Annotated in this window: 19 protein-coding genes and 1 pseudogene; 10 read left to right on the forward strand and 10 right to left on the reverse strand. The window is 68.9% G+C overall.

Annotated features, from left to right (window positions below):
• Positions 1-100 precede the first annotated feature (100 nt).
• Positions 101-1,906 carry a translation elongation factor 4 gene (gene lepA, locus V5F67_RS09725; RefSeq protein ID WP_394019214.1) on the forward strand — a complete coding sequence of 602 codons (1,806 nt, stop codon included), beginning with the start codon at positions 101-103 and terminating at the stop codon, positions 1,904-1,906.
• Between the two features lie 34 nt (positions 1,907-1,940).
• Here the strand turns inward: lepA and V5F67_RS09730 are convergent, their stop codons facing one another.
• Both V5F67_RS09730 and V5F67_RS09735 read right to left on the reverse strand, forming a co-directional pair.
• Positions 1,941-3,935 carry a TonB-dependent siderophore receptor gene (locus tag V5F67_RS09730; RefSeq protein WP_394019216.1) on the reverse strand — a complete coding sequence of 665 codons (1,995 nt, stop codon included), beginning with the start codon at positions 3,933-3,935 and terminating at the stop codon, positions 1,941-1,943.
• 323 nt (positions 3,936-4,258) lie between these two features.
• Positions 4,259-4,783, reverse strand: coding sequence for a hypothetical protein (locus V5F67_RS09735; protein WP_394019218.1), 525 nt, complete (start codon positions 4,781-4,783; stop codon positions 4,259-4,261).
• 347 nt (positions 4,784-5,130) lie between these two features.
• Between V5F67_RS09735 and groES the strand changes: the two genes are divergently transcribed.
• From groES to V5F67_RS09755, 4 genes are all read left to right on the forward strand, one after another.
• Positions 5,131-5,421 (forward strand): co-chaperone GroES, encoded by a 291-nt coding sequence (groES, locus tag V5F67_RS09740; protein WP_394019220.1) that lies wholly within the window; start codon positions 5,131-5,133, stop codon positions 5,419-5,421.
• Positions 5,422-5,467: 46 nt separating this feature from the next.
• Positions 5,468-7,114 (forward strand): chaperonin GroEL, encoded by a 1,647-nt coding sequence (gene groL, locus V5F67_RS09745; RefSeq protein ID WP_394019222.1) that lies wholly within the window; start codon positions 5,468-5,470, stop codon positions 7,112-7,114.
• A 270-nt stretch (positions 7,115-7,384) separates the two neighbouring features.
• Positions 7,385-8,773 (forward strand): diguanylate cyclase domain-containing protein, encoded by a 1,389-nt coding sequence (locus V5F67_RS09750; protein ID WP_394019224.1) that lies wholly within the window; start codon positions 7,385-7,387, stop codon positions 8,771-8,773.
• 135 nt (positions 8,774-8,908) lie between these two features.
• Entirely contained in the window at positions 8,909-10,516 is a 1,608-nt protein-coding gene (locus tag V5F67_RS09755) for an ATP synthase subunit B family protein (RefSeq protein WP_394019226.1), read from the forward strand.
• 28 nt (positions 10,517-10,544) lie between these two features.
• On the opposite strand, the gene V5F67_RS09760 is transcribed toward V5F67_RS09755, so the two are convergent.
• The 5 genes from V5F67_RS09760 to V5F67_RS09780 form a co-directional block, all read right to left on the reverse strand.
• On the reverse strand, positions 10,545-11,870 hold the full coding sequence (locus tag V5F67_RS09760; RefSeq protein WP_394019228.1) for a TRAP transporter large permease: 1,326 nt from the start codon (positions 11,868-11,870) through the stop codon (positions 10,545-10,547).
• 7 nt (positions 11,871-11,877) lie between these two features.
• Positions 11,878-12,411: a TRAP transporter small permease subunit gene (locus tag V5F67_RS09765; protein WP_394019230.1), complete on the reverse strand. Its 534-nt coding sequence runs from the start codon at positions 12,409-12,411 to the stop codon at positions 11,878-11,880.
• 5 nt (positions 12,412-12,416) lie between these two features.
• A complete protein-coding gene (locus V5F67_RS09770; protein WP_394019232.1) occupies positions 12,417-13,499 on the reverse strand; it encodes a TRAP transporter substrate-binding protein in 1,083 nt (360 codons plus the stop codon).
• 226 nt (positions 13,500-13,725) lie between these two features.
• Positions 13,726-14,826, reverse strand: a complete 1,101-nt coding sequence (locus V5F67_RS09775) for a class I SAM-dependent methyltransferase (protein ID WP_394019234.1) — start codon at positions 14,824-14,826, stop codon at positions 13,726-13,728.
• A gap of 33 nt (positions 14,827-14,859) precedes the next feature.
• On the reverse strand, positions 14,860-15,969 hold the full coding sequence (locus V5F67_RS09780) for a hypothetical protein (protein WP_394019236.1): 1,110 nt from the start codon (positions 15,967-15,969) through the stop codon (positions 14,860-14,862).
• A 175-nt stretch (positions 15,970-16,144) separates the two neighbouring features.
• On the opposite strand from V5F67_RS09780, the gene V5F67_RS09785 reads away from it, so the two are divergent.
• From V5F67_RS09785 to V5F67_RS09800, 4 genes and pseudogenes are all read left to right on the forward strand, one after another.
• Positions 16,145-16,486: an ArsR/SmtB family transcription factor gene (locus V5F67_RS09785; protein ID WP_394019260.1), complete on the forward strand. Its 342-nt coding sequence runs from the start codon at positions 16,145-16,147 to the stop codon at positions 16,484-16,486.
• Entirely contained in the window at positions 16,483-17,403 is a 921-nt protein-coding gene (locus V5F67_RS09790; RefSeq protein ID WP_394019238.1) for an SRPBCC family protein, read from the forward strand. Before V5F67_RS09785 ends, V5F67_RS09790 begins: the two co-directional genes overlap by 4 nt.
• A 79-nt stretch (positions 17,404-17,482) precedes the next feature.
• Positions 17,483-18,240 (forward strand): annotated as a pseudogene (locus V5F67_RS09795) (IS5 family transposase).
• Positions 18,241-18,350: 110 nt separating this feature from the next.
• Positions 18,351-19,049, forward strand: a complete 699-nt coding sequence (locus V5F67_RS09800; protein ID WP_394022258.1) for a TIGR00266 family protein — start codon at positions 18,351-18,353, stop codon at positions 19,047-19,049.
• 31 nt (positions 19,050-19,080) lie between these two features.
• Here the strand turns inward: V5F67_RS09800 and V5F67_RS09805 are convergent, their stop codons facing one another.
• The 3 genes from V5F67_RS09805 to V5F67_RS09815 form a co-directional block, all read right to left on the reverse strand.
• Positions 19,081-20,010, reverse strand: coding sequence for a histone deacetylase family protein (locus V5F67_RS09805; RefSeq protein ID WP_394022257.1), 930 nt, complete (start codon positions 20,008-20,010; stop codon positions 19,081-19,083).
• 122 nt (positions 20,011-20,132) lie between these two features.
• Positions 20,133-20,591: a GNAT family acetyltransferase gene (locus tag V5F67_RS09810; protein ID WP_394022256.1), complete on the reverse strand. Its 459-nt coding sequence runs from the start codon at positions 20,589-20,591 to the stop codon at positions 20,133-20,135.
• Positions 20,588-21,613 (reverse strand): L-threonylcarbamoyladenylate synthase, encoded by a 1,026-nt coding sequence (locus V5F67_RS09815; RefSeq protein WP_394022255.1) that lies wholly within the window; start codon positions 21,611-21,613, stop codon positions 20,588-20,590. Before V5F67_RS09815 ends, V5F67_RS09810 begins: the two co-directional genes overlap by 4 nt.
• Before the next feature lie 164 nt (positions 21,614-21,777).
• Here V5F67_RS09815 and V5F67_RS09820 point away from each other — a divergent pair, with 164 nt between their 5' ends.
• Positions 21,778-23,574: an acyl-CoA dehydrogenase family protein gene (locus V5F67_RS09820; RefSeq protein WP_509210647.1), complete on the forward strand. Its 1,797-nt coding sequence runs from the start codon at positions 21,778-21,780 to the stop codon at positions 23,572-23,574.
• Positions 23,575-23,699: the final 125 nt, after the last annotated feature.

Genomic DNA, 23,699 nt, shown 5'->3' on the forward strand with positions numbered 1-23,699 from the left:
GCTCCCTCACCCCTTCCCGCAAGGGGGACGGGAGGCCGCGGGCGCGAGGGGAGGGCGCCCCCGCCTTGTGGCCGCCTCGGGCCGATGCTATGCGGCGCGGATGACCGCCAGCGCCCAGAAGCACATCCGCAACTTCTCCATCGTCGCCCATATCGACCACGGGAAGTCGACCCTCGCCGACCGCCTGATCCAGATCACCGGCGGGCTCTCCGAGCGCGAGATGACCGACCAGGTGCTCGACAACATGGACATCGAGCGCGAGCGCGGCATCACCATCAAGGCCCAGACCGTGCGCCTGTCCTACAAGGCGCACGACGGCGAGACCTACACGCTGAACCTCATCGACACCCCCGGCCACGTGGACTTCGCCTATGAGGTGAACCGCTCGCTCGCCGCCGTGGAGGGCTCGCTGCTGGTGGTGGACGCCTCCCAGGGCGTGGAGGCGCAGACGCTGGCGAACGTCTACCAGGCGATCGACAACAATCACGAGATCGTCCCGGTCCTCAACAAGGTGGACCTGCCCGCCGCCGAGCCGGAGAAGGTGAAGGCGCAGATCGAGGACGTGATCGGCCTCGACGCTTCCGACGCCATCGGCATCTCGGCCAAGACCGGCCTCAACGTCGACCAGGTGCTGGAGGCCATCGTCACCCGCCTGCCGCCGCCCATGGGCGACCGCGCGGCGCCGCTGAAGGCGCTGCTGGTGGATTCTTGGTACGACACCTATCTCGGCGTCGTGGTGCTGGTGCGCATCGTCGACGGCGTGCTGAAGAAGGGCCAGCGCATCAAGATGATGGGCACGGACGCGGTCTACGACGTGGACCGGGTCGGCGTGTTCACCCCGAAGATGGTGGCCATGACCGAGCTCGGCCCGGGCGAGATCGGCTTCCTCACCGGCTCCATCAAGGAGGTGGCCGACACCCGCGTCGGCGACACCATCACCGAGGAGAAGCGGCCCTGCGCCGAGGCGCTGCCGGGCTTCAAGCCGGCGCAGCCGGTGGTGTTCTGCGGCCTGTTCCCGGTGGACGCCGCCGACTTCGAGGACCTGCGCGCCGCCATGGGCAAGCTGCGCCTCAACGACGCCAGCTTCTCGTTCGAGATGGAGACCTCGGCCGCGCTCGGCTTCGGCTTCCGCTGCGGCTTCCTCGGGCTGCTGCACCTGGAGATCATCCAGGAGCGCCTGGAGCGCGAGTTCAACCTCGACCTCATCGCCACCGCCCCCTCCGTCATCTACCAGATCGAGATGACCGACGGCTCGATGATCGACCTGCACAACCCGGCCGACATGCCGGACGTGGTGAAGATCGAGGAGATCCGCGAGCCCTGGATCCGCGCCACCATCCTCACCCCGGACGACTATCTCGGCAGCGTGCTGAAGCTCTGCCAGGACCGGCGCGGCAACCAGATCGAGCTCACCTATGTGGGCGCCCGCGCCATGGTCACCTACGACCTGCCGCTGAACGAGGTGGTGTTCGACTTCTACGACCGGCTGAAGTCCATCTCCAAGGGCTACGCCTCGTTCGACTACCAGATCACCGAGTACCGCACCGGCGACCTGGTGAAGATGTCGATCCTGGTGAACGGCGAGCCGGTGGACGCCCTCTCCATGCTGGTGCACCGCACCCGCGCCGAGGCGCGCGGACGGGTGATGTGCGAGAAGCTGAAGGACCTGATCCCGCAGCACCTGTTCAACATCCCGATCCAGGCCGCCATCGGCGCCAAGATCATCGCCCGCGAGACCATCAAGGCCCTGCGCAAGGACGTGACCGCCAAGTGCTACGGCGGCGACATCACGAGAAAGCGCAAGCTTCTGGACAAGCAGAAGGAGGGCAAGAAGAAGATGCGCCAGTTCGGCAAGGTGGAGATCCCGCAGGAAGCCTTCATCGCCGCCCTGAAGATGGACGAGTAGGCGCGCGGGACGTGGGAGGGCCCGTTGCCTTCGCTCACCAGCGGTAGGTCGCCGAGGCGATCACGGTGCGGCCCTGCTGCCAGTACCAGGCGCCCTCGTTCTCCAGCGCCTCCTGCTGGTCGAACAGGTTCCTCGCATTGAGCGCGAGCCTCCAATTGTCTTTCGCGTAATAGAGCGCCGCATCGACCGGGAACTGGGCGGAGTTCTTGTAGGTGTTGAGGTGGTCGGCCCAATACGCGCCAATGTAGCGGATGCCGGCGCCGAAGCCGAAGCCCTTCGCCGGCCCGTCCAGGACGGTGTATTTCAGCCAGAGCGACGCCACGTTCTCCGGCATGTTCACCGGGGTCTTGCCGATGGCGGCCGCATCGGCGCCGCCGATGATCTCGCCGCGGGTGAAGGTGTAGGCCGCCGTGAGATCAAGCCCGTCCGCCAGCTGCACCAGGGCCTCCGCCTCGAAGCCGCGCACCCGCACGTTGCCCACCGCGGTGTAATAGAGGTTCACCGGGTCCTGCACGGCATAATTGCTCTGGGTGATCTGGTAGGCGGCGGCGGTGAACAGGCTGCGGCTGCCCCTGGGCTGGTACTTGACGCCGGCCTCGTACTGCTCGCCGGTGGAGGATGGGAGCAGGGCTCCGAACTGGTCCAGATTGTAGGAGGGGAGGAACGAGGTGGCGTAGCTCACATAAGGCGACAGGCCGAAATCGAACTCGTAGAGCAGGCCCGCCTGCCAGGTGAACGTCCGCTCGTCCCGCGCGGCGGAGACGTCCCTGAGGGGGGCGGTCTGCTGCTGGCCCGTGAAGTCCTGCCGGCCGGCGATGGTGAAGTGCCAGCCGTCGCCGAACTCCATCTGGTCCTGGACGTAGAGGCCGAGCTGGTCGACGCGGATGCGCTCGGTCATGGCCGGCCGCGGGATCAGGCCGACGTTCGGCGCGTTGGGGTCGAGCAGGTTGAGGGGCGCCACCATGGTGCTGTAGGCGCGGCCGTAATTCGTGCTGCCCCAGGTATAGTCGAGGCCGGCCAGCACCTTGTGCTGGATGGGGCCGGCGGCGAACCTGGCCTGGATCTGGGTGTCCACCTGGAAGATGTCCAGCACCTCTTTGTAGCTGATGGCGTAGACGCCCACATAAGGTCCCCGTTCGGTCCCGGTGGGAAGCAGCCAGGAACTGGTGTTGTCGATGCGGCCATAGCGCAGGTTCTGGCGCACGGTGACGGCGTCGTTGAGGTCGTGCTCCAGGCGGTAGCCGATCTGCTGCTGGGTCTGGTCGAGGAGGTTGAAGGAGGTGCCGACGGGCGCCTTGGTGAGCACTCCGCCCGGCTGGTAGTAAACTCTGCTGCTCGGCAGCTCCGCGTCGAGGATGTTGGCGAGCACCGTGAGGCGCGTCGTGTCGTTCTGGAAGGTCACGGCGGGGGCGAGATAGATTTCGTTGTTGTCGGTGTGGGCCCGGGGACCGTCGGCGTCGCGGGCGACGCCGGTGAAGCGGTAGAGCACGCTGGCGTCCTCCGTGGCGCGGCCGCCGAAGTCGAATGCGGCCTGCAGCCAGTCCGGATCGCCCGCCTGCCCCTGCACCTCGTGGAAGGTCCGGTCCACCGGCATCCTGGAGATGCGGTTGATCAGCCCGCCCGGGACCATCTGCCCATAGAGCACGGCGGCCGGACCCTTGATGATGTCGATGCGCTCGAGGCCGTACACTTCGGTGCGGAAACGGGACAAGAGGCCTGCGCCCTGGCGCAGGCCGTCGAGGAAGTCGCCGTTCGCCGTCACGGGGAAGCCGCGAATATAGATCGAGTCGAAGGGCGGATCATAGCCATAGGTGCCGCTCACGACGCCCGCGGTATAGCCGACGGCGTCCACCACGGTCCGCGCCCCGCGGTCCTCCATCTCCTCGCGCGTGACCACGGAGATGGCGCGCGGCGTCGCCAGGATCGGCGTGTCGGTCTTGGTGCCGACGGCGCTGGTCTCGGCGATGTAGCCGTCCACCGGCCCCCACGCGCTCTGCTCGTCGTTCTCCACGGTGAGGGTGGGAAGCATGGTGTCCTCCGCCCGGGCGGCAGCGGGCGCGAGGGCGGACAGGGCCGTGGCGGCCAGAAGCGCGGATATCCGGCGGCGGCGCGATGCGCCGCGCTCAAGCGCAGGCTTGGAAGAAGGCATCCCGGCACGGGAAGTGCTGGCGGGAGCGGTTCTGGCCAGAGCGGTCATGGAAATCCCGCAAGCTCGAACAGATGGGTTCGACCCTACAGGTACGGGCGCCTTGCCCGCGTTTCAACCGGATACGATAGACCGCCGCGCCTCCCGGGGCCGGGCGCTCCCGGGCAGCGGCTTTTCTCAAGTGACGCCCGGCGTGCGGCGCCCGCTCAGGCGCAGCGCACGAACACCATGGTGCCGTAGCGCTTGGACACTTCCGGGTCGACCCACTTGAGCACCAGCACCTTGCCGTCGAAGCGCAGCACCTGGCGGTCCTTCTCGCCGCCGGCAGCCTCGTCGGGCGGGCCGATAAACGTGGGGCCGCCCGCCACCTGCTTGGAGACCACCTCGGTGAGCTTGTTGTCGTCGGCGAGATACATCATCACGCCGCCGTTCGGGCCGGCGGTGATGACATAGGGGTTCGAGCACTGGGCCCTGGCCTGCGTCTCGGTGCGGGCGGCGTCGTCCGGGCGGTGATAGGCGGCGAGGCCCCAGCGGCCCACGAGGCTCGCCGCCGGGATGGGGCTGGTATATTGCGGCAGGGCGGGCGGCGGCGGCGCACTGGGCGTGGTCTCGCACGCGGCGAGGGCGAGCGCGAAGGTGACGGCGATGGCAGCGCCCCAGGGGTGGCGACCCGCGCCCCGGCGACCGCTCCGTTCGCGGGACGTCTCGTGTTCCACCGTCTGTGTCAGCATCAGGCCACTCCGCAACCTACGCGCTTCCTGCGCCCTGGAATTTCGCCTCCCCGTCCCGCCGTGCGGGCGTGCCGGACCATAGAGCGTTCCCGGCACGGCGTCGACCTGGGAGGCCGACCTCGGTCCTGACCCTGCGTGAGGTGCCGCAGCGGCACCGCCAGCGGTCAGCGATGGCGAAATCCTAACGGCGCCTTGGTTACCGATTGGTATGCGCCTGCCGACAGCGGTCTCCCGCCTTGACGCCGGGCGGCGGGCTGATTATCTCCGCCGCGAGCTTGGCACTCCCTGATCGTGAGTGCCAGAACCGGCGGGATCACCCGCCTCCAAGCGCCGAGAGGAAAAGTCCCATGGCCTTCCGTCCCCTGCACGACCGGGTCGTCGTCAAGCGCATCGAAGCCGAGCAGAAGACCGCCGGCGGCATCATCATCCCCGACACCGCCAAGGAGAAGCCCCAGGAGGGCGAGGTGGTGGCGGTGGGCGCCGGCGCCCGCGACGAGGCCGGCAAGCTCATTCCCCTCGACGTGAAGGCCGGCGACCGGGTGCTGTTCGGCAAGTGGTCCGGCACCGAGGTGAAGATCGACGGCGAGGATCTCCTGATCATGAAGGAGAGCGACATCCTCGGCGTGATCGCCAAGTAAGGCGCCCGCCCGGTCCACCCCCGACAATCCCATTAAGGAGGCCGAGATGGCTGCCAAAGACGTGAAGTTCTCCTCCGACGCGCGCGACAAGCTGCTGCGCGGCGTCGACATCCTCGCCAACGCGGTGAAGGTCACCCTCGGCCCCAAGGGCCGCAACGTGGTGATCGAGAAGTCGTTCGGCGCCCCGCGCATCACCAAGGACGGCGTCTCCGTCGCCAAGGAGATCGAGCTCGAGGACAAGTTCGAGAATCTCGGCGCGCAGCTCGTGCGCGAGGTGGCCTCGAAGACCAACGACCTCGCCGGCGACGGCACCACCACCGCCACCGTGCTCGCCCAGGCGATCGTCAAGGAAGGCGCCAAGGCGGTGGCCGCCGGCATGAACCCGATGGACCTGAAGCGCGGCATCGACCTCGCCGTCACCGCGGCGCTCAAGGACATCCAGGATCGCGCCAAGAAGGTCTCCTCCTCCGCCGAGGTGGCGCAGGTGGGCACCATCTCCGCCAACGGCGACAAGTCCATCGGCGAGATGATCGCCGGCGCCATGCAGCGCGTGGGCAACGAGGGCGTGATCACCGTCGAGGAAGCCAAGACCGCCGAGACCGAGCTCGAGGTGGTCGAGGGCATGCAGTTCGACCGCGGCTATCTCTCGCCCTACTTCGTCACCAACGCCGAGAAGATGATCGCCGACCTGGAGGACCCCTACATCCTCATCCACGAGAAGAAGCTCGGCGGCCTGCAGCCGATCCTTCCCGTGCTCGAGGCGGTGGTGCAGTCGGGCCGTCCGCTGGTCATCATCGCCGAGGACGTGGAGGGCGAGGCCCTCGCGACCCTGGTGGTGAACAAGCTGCGCGGCGGCCTGAAGGTCGCGGCGGTGAAGGCGCCGGGCTTCGGCGACCGCCGCAAGGCCATGCTGGAGGACATCGCCATCCTCACCGGCGGCCAGGTGATCTCCGAGGACCTCGGCATCAAGCTCGAGAACGTGACGCTGGCCCAGCTCGGCCGCGCCAAGAAGGTGATCCTCGAGAAGGAGAAGACCACCATCGTCGACGGCGTCGGCGAGAAGGCGGACATCGAGGCGCGCGTCGCCCAGATCAAGGCGCAGATCGAGGAGACCACCTCGGACTACGACCGCGAGAAGCTCCAGGAGCGCCTCGCCAAGCTGGCGGGCGGCGTCGCGGTGATCCGCGTCGGCGGCTCGACCGAGGTCGAGGTGAAGGAGAAGAAGGACCGCGTGGACGACGCGCTCAACGCCACCCGCGCGGCGGTGGAAGAGGGCATCGTTCCCGGCGGCGGCGTGGCGCTGCTGCGCGCGCGCAAGGCGGTCGAGGCCCTCAACTCCGAGAACGCCGACATCGCCGCCGGCATCAAGATCGTGCTCAAGGCGCTGGAGGCGCCGCTGCGCCAGATCGCCGAGAACTCGGGCGTGGAAGGCTCCATCGTCGTCGGCAAGCTGCTGGAGGCGAAGGACCCGAACCAGGGCTTCAACGCCCAGACCGAGGAATATGTGGACATGATCTCGGCCGGCATCGTCGATCCGGCCAAGGTGGTCCGCACCGCGCTCCAGGACGCGGCCTCCGTGTCCGGCCTCCTCGTCACCACCGAGGCGCTGATCGCCGAGCTGCCGAAGAAGGACGCCGGCATGCCCGCCATGCCGGGCGGCGGCATGGGTGGCATGGGCGGCATGGACTTCTGAGGAAGTCCAAGCCGACCGGGACCTGGAGTTCCCGTGCCGGCGGCGCCGGCACGGGTGGCGGCATGGACTTCTGAGGACGTCCGTGCCGACCGAGGTTTGAGGCTCCCGAGCCGGCGATGCCGGCACGGGTGGCAAATTGGGGCGCGGCCGCGAGGCCGCGCCCTTTTTCGTTGGCGCGCGGGAGGCGCCGGCGCGGCCACTTTCCCGGTGCGCGCCCGCGTGCCTTGACCTAAGGTTGAAGCCGCAGGGGCGCGTCGGGCGGAGCGGACGGTGTTGGAGAAATGGGCGCAGGTGAAGGGCCGGGACGGCGCGGGGACGCCGCCCGCGCAGCCGGCCTTCGACAGCGCCATGGAGGCCTTCGTCCGCGTCGCGTCCGCCGCCCTGCCGGGGCGGGTCGTCGAGGTCTGGCTCACCGATGCCGCGCGCGCCCGCATCGGCCGCGCCGGGCCGTCCGATCCCCGGGCGGCGGTGATGCTGGCGCGGACCGGCACGTTCGCCGACGTGTTCGAGATCGCCGACATGGGGCACGACCCGGACTTCGCCGCGACCGGCGCGCTGCCGCCGGGCGTGGTGGCGGTGGCGCCGCTCCTGGCCGGGTCCGGGCTGGTGGTGGCCTGGAGCCGTGCCCAGGCCGCGCTCGCGCCCGCCGAGCGGGCGCTGCTGCGGGACGTGGCGGCGCTGCTCTCGGCCCACCTCGCCGCTCTCACCGAGGAGCGCGAGGCGAGCGAGCAGCGCGATCTCTACGCCTTGATCGCCGAGCACAACACCGACACGCTGGTGCGCGGCAACCTGGAGGGCGTGCGACTCTACATCTCCTCCTCGGTGCGCGATCTGCTGGGCTATGCGCCCGAGGAGATGGTGGGCCGCCGCGCGGCCGAGCTGGTGCATCCCGACGACCTGCCCGAGTTCCGCCGGATGATGGAGGATGTGCGGGCCGGCCGGGTGGAGCTGCTGCGCACCGAGCACCGCCAGCGGCGCAAGGACGGCGCATATGTGTGGCTGGAGGCCTATCTCAAGCTGACGCGCGACAAGGAGACCGGCGCGCCGGACGGCTATGTGGCCTCGGTGCGCGACATCTCGCAGCGCAAGGCGGCGGAGGAGGCGCTCGCCTTCGCCGCCTCGCACGATCCGCTCACCGGCCTGCCCAACCGGGTGGTCGGGGAGGCGCGGCTATCGGCGGCGCTGGCGCGCTGGGCGGGCGGGGAGAGCGCGGTGGCGGTGCTGATGCTGGACCTCGACCGCTTCAAGGCGGTGAACGACACGCTGGGCCACGGCGCCGGCGACCAGGTGCTGCACGCGGCGGCGGAGCGCTTCCGCGCCGAGCTGCGCGCCGGCGACCTGGTGGCGCGGGTGGGGGGCGACGAGTTCCTGGTGGTGGTGGAGGCGCAGCCCGCGCCGGGCGCCGGGGCGCCCGCTCCCGAAGGCGCCGCCGACGCGGCGGCCGAGGCCGAGGCGGCGGCGAGCCGGCTCGCCGACCGGCTGATCGCCGCCATGGCCAAGCCGGTGATGGTGGCGGGGCGGCGCGTGAGCGTGGGCCTGTCCGCCGGCATCGCCGCCGCCCGCCCCGGCCGCGACACCCCCGCCGCCTTGCTCAAGGCCGCCGACGCCGCGCTCTACGCCGCGAAGGCGGGGGGACGGAACGGGTGGCGGGTGGGGTGAGGGGGGATTCCAAGACCTGAAGGTCTGATAGACCGAAACGCGAACAGAGATGCCCATCATGCCCGTTTCTTTTTCTGTGCCGTATACCTATGCTTCAACCAATGCGATAAAAGACTGCTCTAAGGAGAAGGGGAGATGGACTTCGCTGCGACATCGAGACCATACGCGCGTCGGGTGGATTCCGTGAGCATTCAAGAGCGTGAAATTTTACGCATAGTAGCGTCATTAGAAAATGGGCAGCTTCCTAAACCTATGGAGGTCGCTATAAATCAGGTATTGATTTGGGCGCAAAAGCGTAATGGCGTTAAATTTCCAGAAGAAGCTTGGCAGGGCAATAGTTTTGATTGTTTATCAGGCGGAAGAACAATTCATTGTGTGCGACTTAGGTCGGATGAGGCAGATTTATGGGCGGCTCGGTGCGATGATCCCGACAAGGATGTTCCCGGTCGAGTCTGGACAACGGAAGTAACCATAGGGTCAGACCCAATCAGTAGTCCAAAGTTAAGTGTGCGTCTTCTTGTTTCTTCGAGAGAGCCTAAGCTTCATATTTCTCCCCATGTTCCAGGTTTTTTGCATAAAATATCAAATATGATGAATCTAAAAAATGGATCTTTTTTTGCGAATGCTGAAATTTGGACTCCGACGTCATTAAGCGATATCGAAGTTTTCGTCGCAGCCCTCGAGAGTCCTGATCGACTTCCGATTGTTGTAATATCTGGCGATGAGCGTCATACATCCAATGTCAGTCTCCAGTTTGACGGAAAAAAATTGGCTAGAGCCATGCTTGGGCTTGCGCATGTCGTGTTCTTGCCGTCAGATTTTACTTATCATCTAACAGACATGATCGGGCGATCAAGATCTGTTTTTCATGGCGCAATTCGAATATATAAACCTGGATTTACAATCGATTCTGACCAATTTGAGCATCCGCTATTTCTTGGTGATAGAGTTCTGGTCGATCCCGACGCTGTTTTAACTGAGATTTCCATTTTTTTAGCCGCTGATAGCGTTAAGAGAACCCGTCTAGAGCGACAAGTGGTTTCATTCGGCGCCGTGAGAAGTGCTGCGTTACTTGTTGAGCGAGAGTCGCGTTTTGCCGAAGGTGCCAGTGATGCAGAGCGTTTCGATCAGGAGCTGCGGCGAGCAGATGCATTGGACTTTCAATTAAAATCAGCTATTGAACAAGTAAATCAGGCAATGGATTTGGCACAATCGGAGGAGGAGCGCGCAAGGTCGGCCGAGGCGCAATTGCACTCAATGCGAGTCCGAATAAGATCGCTCGAATTGAAATTGCTATCCAAAAATATTAATCCTGATTCCGATTTGTTATATCCAGATGTCTGGACCGGATTTGCCGACTGGTGCGAAGAGAAGTTTGTTGGCCGTTTGTCTCTCGCCCCATCTGCTCGTCGAGGGGTTAGGTCTCCACAATTTGGTGACGTGAGTTTGGTGGCCAGATGCATTCATTGGCTCGCCTCGCAGGCAAGAGATCGATTTATTAATGGCGGTGGCAGTATAGCAAATTTTTCTATCGAATCAGGGGTCGAAAATGCTCCTTGCGGCGGAGATGAATTTGAATTTTATTTCCAGGGTAGAAAATTGAGCGCCGCATGGCATATTAAAACGGGCGGAAATACCAGAGATCCGGAAAAATGTTTGCGAATTTATTATGCATTTGATGATGTTAGTTCGCAGATAGTAATTGCGGATATGCCCGCCCATCGGCACACTGATGCAAGTTGACTGCCATCGTTCTCCATCAGTATCCCCCTCACCACCCAATCGCTCCCGGCAGCCATGTCGCGAGCCGGGGGAACAGGAACACCAGCACCGTCGCCGCCACCTGCAGGGCGATGAAGGGGATGACGCCGCGATAGATGTCCCCCGTCTTCACCTCCGGCGGGGCCACGCCGCGCAGGAAGAACAGGGCCCAGCCGAAGGGCGGGGTCAGGAAGCTGGTCTGGAGCATCACGCACACCAGCATGCCGATCCACACCAGGTCCACGTTCTGCGCCTGGAAGATGGGCAGGAACAGCGGCACGGCGATGTAGCAGATCTCGATCCACTCGATGAAGAAGCCGAGCAGGAACACGATCGCGAGCATGAACCAGATCTCGGCCGCCTGACCGCCCGGCAGGAGGTCGAAGGCGTCCTGCACCAGCCGCTCGCCGCCCAGGCCCCGGAAGGCGATGGCGAACACCTGGGCGCAGATCAGGATGAACATCATCTGCGCCGTGATCTTCGCCGTGTCGGTCATGGTGGCCCACAGCGTCGCCCAGGAGAGCCGCCGCCCCAGCGCCGTCACCAGGATCGAGCCCAGCGCGCCCATGGAGGCGGCCTCGGTGGGCGCGGCGACGCCGGCGATGATGGAGCCGAGCACCGCCAGCACCAGCCCGAACGGGGGCAGCGCCACGCGCACCATCTTGCCCATCAGCTCCGCCCGCCCCATGGCGGCGCGCTCGTCCGCCGGCACCGCCGGCGCCATGTCCGGCCGCACCATGCCGAGCGCCAGGATGTAGATGCAGAACAGCGCCGCCAGCATTAGGCCCGGGATCACCGCCGCCGCGAACAGCGTGCCGACGCTCTCGTTCATGATGTCGGCGAGCAGGATCAGCACCAGGCTCGGCGGGATGATCTGCCCGAGCGTGCCCGAGGCGCAGATCGCCCCGCAGGCGAGGCCCTTGTCGTAGCCGCGCCGCAGCAGCGCCGGCAGGGTCAGCAGGCCCAGCGTCACCACCGTGGCGCCGACGATGCCGGTGGTGGCGCCCATGATCACGCCCACCAGGATGATGCCGACGCCGATGCCGCCCCTGAGCCCGCCGGCCAGGTGGCTCACCACCTCCATGAGGTCCTCGGCGAGGCGGGATTTCTCCAGCATCACCCCCATGAACACGAACAGCGGGATGGCGAGCAGCGTGTAGTTGGTGACGACGCCATAGATGCGCGCCGGCACCAGGTTGAACAAAAGCGGCCCGAAGCCGAGCCAGCCGGCGACGAAGCCCGACACCGCGAGCGTCAGGGCCACCGGCAGGCCGGCCATCAGCAGGCCGAAGAAGCCGACCAGCATGCCGATCGCCAGCCACTCGTTCACGCTCATGGGGATGTCACCGGGAGATGAGGCGCTGCCAGGCGCGGATGGCGTCGGCCAGCGATTGCAGGAAGAACAGCGCGAAGCCGAGCGGGATGAAGGCCTTCAGCAGGTAGCGCATCTCGATGCCGCCCGGGTTGGCCGAGCCCTCGCCGATGGCGGCCGACTGCATCACGTAGGGGATCGACAGGCGGAAGATGATCGCCGCCACCGTCATGGAGACGAGCGCGGTGAGCACGTCCGTCACTGCCTTGGCGCGGGGCGAATAGTGGGCGTAGAGCACGTCCACCCGCACATGCTCGCCGTGGCGCAGCGCATAGGCCGCGCCCAGCATGCAGATCGGCACCAAGAGGTGCCATTCCAGCTCCTGCGCCCAGATGGAGCCGGTGGAGAAGAGGTAGCGCAGCAGCACGTTGGTGGCCATGACCAGGACCAGCGCCAGGCAGGTCCAGGCCGAGAGCGCGCCCACCTTGTCCACCAGCGCCTCGATGGCGCCCGCGACGCGCCCCCCGAGGGAAGGCGCGCCGGCCGTTTCGGCAGGTGTGGTCATGGGCGTCAGCCGAGGATCTTGTCGTAGTACACGCCCTCGGAGAGCTCGGCCCAGTTCCGGTAGGTGCCGAGGAAGGCGAAGTAGCTCTCGGAGACCTTCTTGGCGATCGGGTCGGCCGCCACCGCCGCGTCGAGCACCTTGGCGGTGCCGGCGCGCAGGTCCTTCACCACGTCGTCCGGCAGCGGCTGGGCGATGACGCCCTGGTTCTTGACTAGGTCCTGCATCGCCTCGCCGTTGGCCTTCTGGCACCAGGCCTCCGAGATCACGTTGCAGGCGGCGCAGGCATTCTCGACGATGGCCTTCAGGTCGTCGGGCAGCTTGGCCCAGGCGGCCTTGTTGACGATCACCTCGGAGACGGTGGCGGGCTCGTGCCAGCCGGTGGTGTAATAGTATTTCGCCACCTTCTGCAGGCCGAGCTGGCGGTCGAGATAGGGGCCGACGAACTCGGCCGCGTCGATCACGCCGCGCTCCAGCGCCGGGAAGATCTCGCCGCCCGGCAGCAGGCGCACATCGACGCCGAACTCCTTGTAGACGCGCCCGGCGAGGCCGGGGATGCGCATCTTCAGGCCGTTGAGGTCGGCGGTCTTCTCGATCGGCTTCTTGAACCAGCCGGTCATCTGCACGCCGGTGTTGCCGGCCACCAGCGGCACCAGGTTGAACTTGTCGTAGACCTCCTTGTAGAGCGGCATGCCGCCGCCCTCGTAGAGCCAGCCGTTGACGCCCTGGAAGTTGAGGCCGAACGGCACCGCGGTGAAGAACTGCGCGGCGAAGCTCTTGCCGGTCCAGAAGTAGGCGTTGGCGTAGTTCATCTCCACCGTGCCGGCGGAGACCGCGTCGAAGCCCTCCAGCGCCGGGATCAGCTCGCCGGCGCCGAAGAACTGGATCTTGATGCGGCCGCCGGACATGGCCTCGATGCGCTTGCACAGGTCGGTGGCGCTGCCGGGCCCCACCGAGTAGAAGGCGGCCTTCGGGCCATAGGCCGAGGTCATCTTCCAGGTGAAGGTGGTCTGGGCGCGCAACACCGCCGGGGCGGCGACGGTTCCGGCGGCGGCGGTCAGGGCAAGTTTCGAGAAGTCGCGGCGGCGCATGGCAGGCCTCGTGCGTCGGGGGAAGGTCCGGGCTCCCCTTTCGCAACGACCGTGCCAATTGCATGCAGTTTGTGGATGCAGGCTGAAAGCTGCCTCATTCCCGCACCGGGTAGGGCTGTTCTGCCTGCCGGAGCGGCAATTGCCGCCCCGCCGGGCACATTCTGGCACTCTCACGCGGCCGTGAGGCCGCGCCCTGGACGGCCGCGCCGGTCCGATGCCGGCAGGCTCAGTCCCGCACCAGGGTCATCTCCGCCAGCGGGATCACGGTCGGCGCCGGCGCCGCGGCGAGGCGGGCGGCGGCGTCCGCCTCCAGCGCGTCCATGAAGCGCGCGGCCCGCGCCGGGTCGGCGCCGAGCTCGGAGGCGAGCGTCGGGAACACCGAGGCGCGCGAGAAGCCGGCCCATTTGGCACCGAAGGCGCGGGCATCGCCGTCGGCGGCGTAGTCCGCGAACACCCGGTCCTCGCCGTGGAACACGTCCAGCCCCTCGATCCTGAGGCCGGCGAAGCGCCCGCCCGCGAACGGCGCCGCGAACTCGGCGCGGGTGCGGCCGTAGGTGGGGATGGCCATGCGGGCGAGCGCGTCGGCGGCGATGTCGCCGCGCGCCGCCATGGCCTCCAGGGCGGCGTAGAGCGTCGCGACCTGCGCCCCATAGCCGAAGTCGCCGCTATCGTCGGTGGCCATGGCGAGCACCACCAGGCGCCCGCCGGGGGCAAGCTCGGCAGCGCGCGCCGAGAGGAAGGCGCGCCAGTCCGCGTCCGCCTGGGCGGCGAAGGCGGCGCGGGCGGCCGCGTCGCGGCTGAAGGCGACCTGCACCTGGTCGGGGATCGGCGCGGGCACGCGGCTCAGCCACTGCACCGCCCAGGAGGTCCAGCCGAGATGGACGCTGCCGCCGGGCAGGATCTGCCTGAAGAACGAGCGTCCCACGGCCGAGGGGAAGACCGCGCCGTCGCCCTTCAGGTAGCTGCCGGGATCGCTCTCCAGCGTCTCGAACAGGGCCGAGAAGTCGTTCCCCGGCAAATCGGTGTGGATCACGCCGACCGCGCGGCCGGGGCCGGCGCGCCGGCGCAGCTCGCCCAAGGCCGCGCCGATGGGCGCCAGCGAGTTGCGGCCCTGCGAGGCGCCGTAGTCGGCGATCACCAGCGGCGCCGGCGCATCGGGCAGCGCCGCCGCGCGCGCCGCCGCCACCAGCAGTCCCGCCGCCGGTCCGAGCGAGGAGCCCTGCACCCGCGAGCCGCGATTGTAGGCGCCGTGGCCTTCCATGGGCGCCGGCCGGTCCCGCCCCGCTCCGCCGCCGGCGGCCTGCGCGCCCCAATGCTGGTCCTGCATGGTCCGATCCGATCCTTTCTGTGTGCCGCCGGCTCAGTTCTGCACCGGCCGGAAGCCGATCAGGCCGGCATCGGCGTCGAACGCATAGTCGTACCGGTTGAGCAGCCGCACGGTGGTGTTGACGAAAGGCGGGCGCCGCCCGTCCCCGACCAGGATCACCTGCTCCGGCGCCAGCGGATTGGCGTCGTCGCCGACGACGAAGCGATAGGAGGGCGCGCTCGCGCCCGGCGGCGGAAGGATCGCGAGCTCCACGCCCACGGCGATGGTGGGCAGGCCGCGCGCGCTGATGTGCTCCCGGTCCTCGATCTGGAGCACCGGGATCGAGAGGTACATGGACGTGACGCCGGTATCCACCAGCAGGGTCCCGCAGGCGGGCGGCATGCGCTGCGCGACCGAGATGCACGCCTGCGGCGGCGCCCAGTCGCCCGAGGCGGGGTCGCGCAGGAGCGGAATGGTGGCGAAGCGCACGCCGATGTCGCCCGGTTCGAGCCCGACCTGGACCTGCCGGCGGTTCAGCACATAGCCGCGCCCGAGCGGCCCGCGCCTGCCGTTCTGGCCCATGTCGGGGAGGTTGAGAAACGGATTCTTGTCGGGCGTGGCGGCGCGCTGGTGGTCCCGTTCGCGCGCGAATCCGATGCCCAGCATGGCGATGCCGCGGGGCTGGTCCTGCGGCTCGCAATTGCGCGCCGACACCAGGCAGTCGACGCTGTCCACGGCCAGCACCGCGATCGGCCGGGTGGTGAGCGCGACGCCATTCTTGCCGATCACCGTGACCGGCGAGAACACGTAGCGCCCCTGCATGATCCGGCCGGAGCTCGTATAGGTGAGCTGGCCCGGCCCGATCACCGGAAGGTTGTCGAGGTCGAGGATCGACGAGGCCGAGATCACGACCCCGGTCGAGCCGGTGTCGAGCACCGCCCGGTGGACCTCGCCGCTGCCCACCGCGAGGCCGAGGGTGGGGGGCCGCAGCAGCGGCTCGGCTTCGGCGGGCGCATTGAGGAAGGTGAGGGTCACGCTGCGGGGGCCGGTCTCGTCAGCGGCGCCGGCGGGCTGCGCGCCGCACCACCACAGCGCGGCACAGAGAAGGGCACAGAAGGAGGGGAGGCCGGGCACGGCGCGTGGTGCACCTTCGTGGGACGTCATGGATGGGGGACCCTGGGATGGCGAAGGCGTGCCGCGCGCGGCACGCTGCGACATCATCATTCCCCACGGCAAACCGCAAGGCGTTCCAGCCTGCGCCGTCGCCGGCCGCCGCGAACACTTAGCAAGAGAGCGAAGTTTTTCTTGCCGCGGAATCGCGCGAGTGATAGTTAGCGATATGACTAAGCATGATCCGGACCTGTCGCTGCTCTTCCATGCCCTTGCCGATCCGACCCGCCGGTCCATCCTGACCCGGCTGGCGGAAGGGCCCGCGCGGGTCACGGAGCTGTCCGGGCCCACGGGCCTGCGGCTGCCGACAGTGATGCGGCACCTTTCGGTGCTGGAGGAAGCGGGGCTGATCGCCACGTCCAAGGCCGGGCGGGTGCGCACCTGCGCCGTCGTTCCCCAGGCATTGGAGCCGGCGCGCTCCTGGCTCGACGCGCAGCGGGCGATCTGGGAAAGCCGGCTCGACCGGCTGGACGCATTTGTCATCAACGCGATGAAGGAGCGCCAGGAATGACAGCCAATCCGGAACCCGGGCATGGGCAAGCGCCCGGCCAAGCGGGCGGCCGCTTTGCGACGCTGACCTTCGAGCGCGAGGTGGAGGCGCCCTTGTCGGCGCTCTGGCAGGCCTGGACGGCGCCCGCCGCGCGGGCGGTCTGGGCCGCCCCCACGCCCGACGTGGTCGTCGCGTTCGTCGACGCCGACACGCGGGTCGGCGGGCGCGAGGTCTCGCTGTGCAAGGTCGAAGGCGAGCCGGACATCCGCTGCGAATGCGGCTGGCTGGAGCTGCGCCCGGCCGAGCGCAGCGTGAACTATGAAGTGGTCTCCACCGCGGGCGTGGCGCAGTCGGCGGCGCTGGTGACGGCCGAGTTCTCCGGCACCGAGGCGCGCAGCCGCCTGGCGGTGACGGTGCAGCTCTCCTCGCTGGCCAAGGACATGGAGGCCGGCTACCGGCAGGGCTTCGAGGCGGGCCTCGGCAATCTCGCGGGGGTCGCCGCGCGCACCATGGTGCTTCAGCGCGTGATACGGGCGCCGCGCGCCGCCGTCTGGAATGCCTGGATGAATGCCGAGACGCTGCCGCGATGGTGGGGGCCGGACGGCTTTTCCTGCCGCACCAAGCGGATCGACCTCACCGCCGGGGGCGAATGGGTGTTCGACATGATCGCCCCCGACGGCACGGTTTTCCCGAACCATCACCGCTACGGCGAGGTCCGGCCGCAGGAGCGCATCGCCTATGCGCTGCTGTGGGGCGAGAACGGGCCCAAGCACGCCGACGCCTGGGCCACGTTCGAGGAGCAGGACGGGGCGACGACGGTGACGCTGGGCATGGTGTTCAGCACCGAGGCCGAGTTCCAGGCCGCGAAGGGCTTCGGCGCCATCGAGCTGGGGCAGCAGACGCTCGGCAAGCTCGCCCGCTTCGTCGGCGCCCCCTAGGCGGGATCGACATTCAGGATTCCCAGCGCGCTGAAATGCTGATTCATAGGGAACCGTGTTTTCCGCACGGAGCCCCGGCATGGCCGCGAAACGGTATGAATTGAGCGACGCTCAATGGGAGAAGATCGCGCCGCTGTTGCCCGGCAAGGCGACGGATCCCGGGCGGACGGGCTCGGATAACCGCTTGTTCGTCAACGGGTGTCTTTGGGTTCTACGGTCCGGCGCGCACTGGTGCGACCTGCCCGAGCGCTATGGCCGCTGGAAGAGCATCCACAAGCGCTTCAGCCGCTGGTGCCACGCCGGGGTCTGGGAGCGCGTGTTCGAGGCTCTGACAGCCGATCACGACAACCGCTATCTGATGATCGACTCAACCATCGTCCGCGCCCACCAGCAGGCCGCGAGCGGAAAAGGGGGGCCAAGGATCAGGCGCTGGGGCGTTCCCGAGGGGGATTGACCACCAAGATCCACATGCTGGCCGACGCGCTGGGGCGGCCCTTGCGCTTCATCGTCACGGCCGGCCAGAAAGGCGATGTCACCGCCGCTCCAGCCCTGGTGGAGGGCCGGGTCGGTGGCGCCGTGCTCGCCGACAAGGCCTATGACAGCAATGCCTTCCGCAAGATCGTGACCGGCATCGGCGCGACGGCGGTGATCCCTTCCAACCGCACCCGCAAGGTGCTCATCGCCCACGATGTCATGGCTTACAGGCGGCGCAACCGGATCGAGCGCTGCTTCAACCGCCTCAAGCACTTCCGACGCTTCGCGACCAGATATGACCGCAGGACAATCCACTTCACCGGCTTCATCCACATCGCCGCAGCCATGATCTGGCTGCGATGAATGTCGATATGCTCTAGGGCGGCGCGACGGCCGGCGCTTCCGGCCCGCCGTCCGACCGTGTTAAATTACCGTCGGTGCGATGCGAGCGCCGAACGGGGGATGCCCACGCCATGCGCAGCGAGATTTCCGGCACGACGCTCCCCGTCCTCACGCTCACGCTGGAGGCCGGCGAGACGGTGCTGGCCGAGCCGGACCGTCTCTCCTGGATGTCGTCCAACGTGGCCATGCGCACCACGGCGGCCACCGGCGGCGCCTCGGGATTCTTCGGCGCCATCGGCCGGGCGGTGTCCGGCGGCGGCCTGTTCATGACCGAGTTCACCGCCCGGGGCGGCGAGGCGCTGGTGGCCTTCGCCGCCACCGTGCCCGGCGCCATCATGGAGATGAAGGTCAGTGCCGGGCGGGGCCTGCTGATCCACCGGCACGGCTTCCTCGCCGGCGCCGCCGGCCTCAGCCTCGCCATCGGCTTCCAGCAGTCGCTCGGCGCCGGCGTGTTCGGCGGCGAGGGCTTCGTGCTCCAGCACCTCACGGGGGAGGGGCCGGCCTTCGTGGAGCTGGGGGGCGAGATCGTCAGCTACACGCTCAAGCAGGGCCAGGACCTGCTGGTGCATCCCGGCCATGTGGGCATGTTCGAGGAGACCGTCGGCTTCGAGATCACCACCATCAGCGGCGTGAAGAACATCCTGTTCGGCGGCGACGGCCTGTTCCTCGCCCGGCTGTCCGGGCCGGGGCAGGTGTGGCTCCAGTCGCTGACGCCCGCCAAGCTCGCCCACGCGCTGCGGCCCTATTTGCCCTCCGGCGAGCACCGCTGAGGGGCGGCGGGGCGCGGTCCGCCTGCCGGCGTCAGCCCCGCATCAAAGCGGTGACGTGCGCCGAGGCGGAGGAGGCGAGGCCTTCGAGGTCGTAGCCGCCTTCCAGCACCGAGACCACGCGGCCGCCGCACGTCTTGTCGGCGATCTCCATCAGGCGCCTGGTGATCCAGGCGAAGTCCGTGTCCACGAGACGCAGCGAGGCCAGCGGGTCGCGCACATGGGCGTCGAAGCCGGCCGAGATGAGGATCAGCTCCGGCGCGAAGCTCTCAACCCGCGGCAGGATGCGGCCCTCCATGGCCTCCTTGAACTTCGCGCCGTCGTCGCCGGAGGCGAGCGGGGCGTTGACGATGGTGCCGGCGGCGCCGGTCTCGCTCACCTCGCCGGTGCCGGGATAGAGCGGCATCTGGTGGGTGGAGCAATAGAGCACGCTGTCGTCGGCCCAGAAGATCTCCTGGGTGCCGTTGCCGTGGTGCACGTCGAAGTCGATCACGGCGACGCGGTCGATGCCGTATTTGGCCTGGGCGTGGCGCGCGGCGATGGCCACCTGGTTGAGCAGGCAGAAGCCCATGGGCCGGCGGGTCTCGCAATGGTGGCCCGGCGGACGCATGGCCACGAAGGCGTTGGAAACCTTGCCTTCCATCACCTCGTCCACGGCGAAGCAGGCGCCGCCCACGGCGCGCAGCACCGCTTCCCAGGTGCCGGGCGACATCAGCGTGTCGGAATCGATCCGCACCAGCCCTTCCTTGGGGCTCGCCTCGCCCATGGCGTCGACGAAGTCGGCCGGGTGGACGCGGATGATGTCCTCGCGCTCGCCGCGCGGCGCGAGATCGCGCACCAGGTTGGCGAACTTCTCCTGCTCGAAGATGCGGTCGAGCACACGCAGCCGGTCGGCCCGTTCCGGATGTCCGGGCGGGGTGGCGTGGGCGAGGCCGGACGGATGGGTGACGAGCAGGGTGGACATGGGAGCGGCGTTTCCTCGGGCTGGCTTCTCTTTCGGAGCGGGGGCTCCGTTTGCATACCATATTCCAGCAGGCCCGGTAGCGCTTTGAGCCGGCTCAATCGCCGGCGCGGCGCCGCCCGCGCTCACCTGCCGTCGAGGCGGCGGGAGAAGACGATGCGCTCCTCCTCCAGGTAGCCCAGGGCCTCGTAGAAGGCGCGCACGTCGGCATTGTCCGGCCGCACCATGAGCATCAGCTTGGGCACCGCGCGGCCCCTCAGCCAGTCCTCGGCCGCCCGGGCGAGCGCCCGGCCGATGCCCTTGCCCCGGAGCGCCGGCTCCACCGCGAGGTAATAGAGCCAGCCGCGATGGCCGTCGTGGCCCACCATCACCGAGCCGGCGATGGCCTCGCCTTGCCGCGCCACCAGGATGGTGGAATGCGGCCCGCGCCGGGCGAGGGCGATGTCGGCGAGCGGATCGTTCCAGGGCCGGGTCAGGCCGGCGCGCTCCCACAGCGCCGCGAGGGCGGCGGTGTCGCCGTCCCCGGCATGGTCGATGGCGAGGGCGCCGGCGGCGGTGGATGCCGCGATGGGATGGGCGGTCATTGCGGCGTCTCCTCGGGGGCGGGTCGGGGGGCGGCGGCGCGGGCCAGGCGGTCGGCGATGGCCTCGCCCAGGCCGTGGCGGGGCAGGGGCGCCACGGCGATGGCCGGGGCGCCGGTGGCGTCGAGCGCGCGCAGGGCGCCGTAGAGGCGGCTGGCGGCCTCGGCGAGGTCGCCGGAGGGGCTGAGGTCGATCACCGCCCGCGCCGCCTCGGCGCCGCGCGGGCGCGCCCCGGCGAAGGTGAGCAGCGCCTCGCCCGGCGCCATTGCGTCGGCGTCGAGCCGCACCGCGGCGCGCGGGGCGTAATGGGAGGCGAGCCGGCCGGGGGAGGCGGGGCGCGCGGCGTCGTCCTTGCCCGCGTCGGCCAGCGTGTGGCCGAGCACCCGTTCGAGGGCCTCGCGCGGCACGCCGCCGGGGCGCAGCAGGCGCGGCACCGGCCCGGTGGCGTCGACGATGGTGGATTCCACCCCCACCTCGGTCGGGCCGCCGTCGAGGATGGCGTCGATCCGGCCCGAGAGGTCGGCGCCGACGTGCGCGGCCTCGGTGGGCGAGACGCGGCCCGAGCGGTTGGCGCTCGGCGCCACCACCGCGCCGCCGAAGGCCTTCAGCACCGCCTGCGCCACCGGATGGGAGGGCACCCGCAGGGCGACCGTGGACAGGCCCGCGCGGGCGAGCTCGCACACCGCATCCCCGCCAGCGAACGGCACCACCAGCGTCAGCGGGCCGGGCCAGAAGGCGTCCGCCAGGCGCCGTGCCTCTGGCGGGAAGGCGCCGATGTCGAGCGCCTGCGCCACCGTCGCGGTGTGGGCGATGAGCGGGTTGAAGGCCGGCCGGCCCTTGGCGGCATAAAGGTCCGCCACCGCCCGCGGGTTCGCCGCGTCCGCGCCGAGGCCGTAGACCGTCTCGGTGGGGAAGGCGACCAGCCGGCCTTCGGCAAGCAGCGCCGCGCCGCGCGCGGGCGCCTGCGGATCGGCGGCCGAAAGGCTCAGGGTGCGGCGGTGCGGGGGGGCTGCGGAAGGGTCCATGGGTGCCGGCGCATCAGACGAAGTGGCCAGGGCCAGCCCCTTGACGAAAGGGGGGCGACGCCCCGAATTGGTGCGCCGGTCCCGCCTCTAGTGAGCGTGCCGGGCCGGGTCAAGCCGCATCGTGCCCGCGCGCGGGCGGCGAAAATGCACAAGTGGAGAGATCGATGGCCTATCGCGCCCCCGTGGAGGATGTGTCCTTCCTGCTGAAGACCTGCACCTCCCTGCCCCGGCTGATGGAGGAGGGCGTGGTCGATCTCTCGTTCGATCTCGTGGACAGCGTGCTGGAGGAGGCGGGCAAGTTCGCCGCCTCCGAGATCGCCCCCCTGGACCGGGTGGCGGACACGGAAGGCGCGACGCTGAAGGACTGCGCGGTCACCACCCCCGCCGGCGTGCGCGCCGCCTACGCGGCCTGGTCCGCCGCCGGCTGGCCCTCGGTCGCCGCCGAGGAGCGGTTCGGCGGCCAGCACCTGCCGACCGCGCTCACCTCCGCGCTCACCGAGTTCTGGAATTCCGCCTCGCCCGCCTTCGGCATTTGCGGCGTGCTCACCATGGGCGCTGTGGAGGCGCTCACCGCCCACGGCTCGCAGGCGCTCCAGGACACCTACCTGCCGAAGCTGGTGGCCGGCACCTGGACCGGCACCATGAACCTCACCGAGCCGCAGGCGGGCTCCGACCTCGCCGCTTTGCGCGCCCGCGCCGAGCCCAAGGGCGACGGCACCTACCGCATCTTCGGCACCAAGATCTTCATCACCTATGGCGAGCACGACGTCGCCGAGAACATCATCCATCTGGTGCTCGCCCGCCTGCCCGGCGCGCCCGCCGGCACCAAGGGCATCTCGCTGTTCCTGGTGCCGAAGTTCCTGGTGAACGCGGACGGCAGCCTCGGCGCGCGCAACGACGCGGTGTGCACCGGCATCGAGCACAAGCTCGGCCTGCACGGCTCGCCCACCTGCACCATGACCTTCGGCGACACGGGCGAGGGCGCGATCGGCTGGCTGATCGGCGAGGAGAACAGGGGCCTCGCCTGCATGTTCACCATGATGAACAACGCCCGCCTCGCGGTGGGCGTGCAGGGCGTCGCCGTCGCCGAGCGCGCCACCCAGCGCGCCATCGCCTACGCCCAGGAGCGCCGCCAGGGCAAGGCGGCGTCCTATCAGGGCGAGGGCATGGCCCCCATCATCGCCCATCCGGACGTCAAGCGCATGTTGCTCACCATGCGCGCCGAGACGCTGGCGGCGCGCGCCATCTGCCTCATGACCGCCGACGCGCTCGACCGCTATCATCGCCTGCCGGACCCCGCCGCCCGCGCCGCCGCGCACGCCGAGGCGAGCCTGCTCACGCCGGTGGCGAAGGCCTTCTCCACCGACATCGGCATCGAGGTCGCCTCCATGGGCGTCCAGGTGCATGGCGGCATGGGCTATATCGAGGAGACCGGGGCGGCCCAGCACCTGCGCGACGCGCGCATCTTCGCCATCTATGAGGGCACCAACGGCATCCAGGCCATCGACCTCGTCACCCGCAAGATCGGCCAGAACGGCGGCGACGTGGTGGAGGGCCTGATCGCCGACTGCCGCGCCGTCGCGGCCGACGTGACGGCGGTGAACGCCCCCGAGTTCGGCCATATGGGCGTGCGGCTCGGCGAGGCGGTGGACGCGTTCGCCGCCGCCACCCGCAAGATGCTCGACTGGCTGGGCGACGACCAGGCCAAGGCGCTCGCCGGGGCGACCCCCTATCTGCGCCTGTTCGCCCGCGCGGCCGGCGGCGCCTATCTCGCCAAGGCGGCGCTGGCGGCGCACCGCGCGCGCACGGAGGGCGAGAGCGACCCGCGCCTTGCCGCCCGCATCGCGCTCGCCCGCTTCTTCGCCGAGAACCTCGCCACCGAGGCGGCTGGCCTTCGCGAGAGCATCACCGGCGGCGCCGGCGCGGTGCTGGAGGCGGAGGCGGCGCTGGCGGTCGGCTGAGGGGGGCTTCCGAATGTCGCCGCCGTCGCCCTCCGGCTTGACCGGAGGGCCCACGGCCCGCGCCGTTTTCCTGCCCTGAGGCTGGATGCTCCGGTCAAGCCGGAGCATGACGGCGGAAAGGCGGC

This window comes from Xanthobacter pseudotagetidis, from assembly GCF_043194795.2.
GTDB classification, from domain to species: Bacteria; Pseudomonadota; Alphaproteobacteria; order Rhizobiales; family Xanthobacteraceae; genus Xanthobacter; species Xanthobacter tagetidis_A.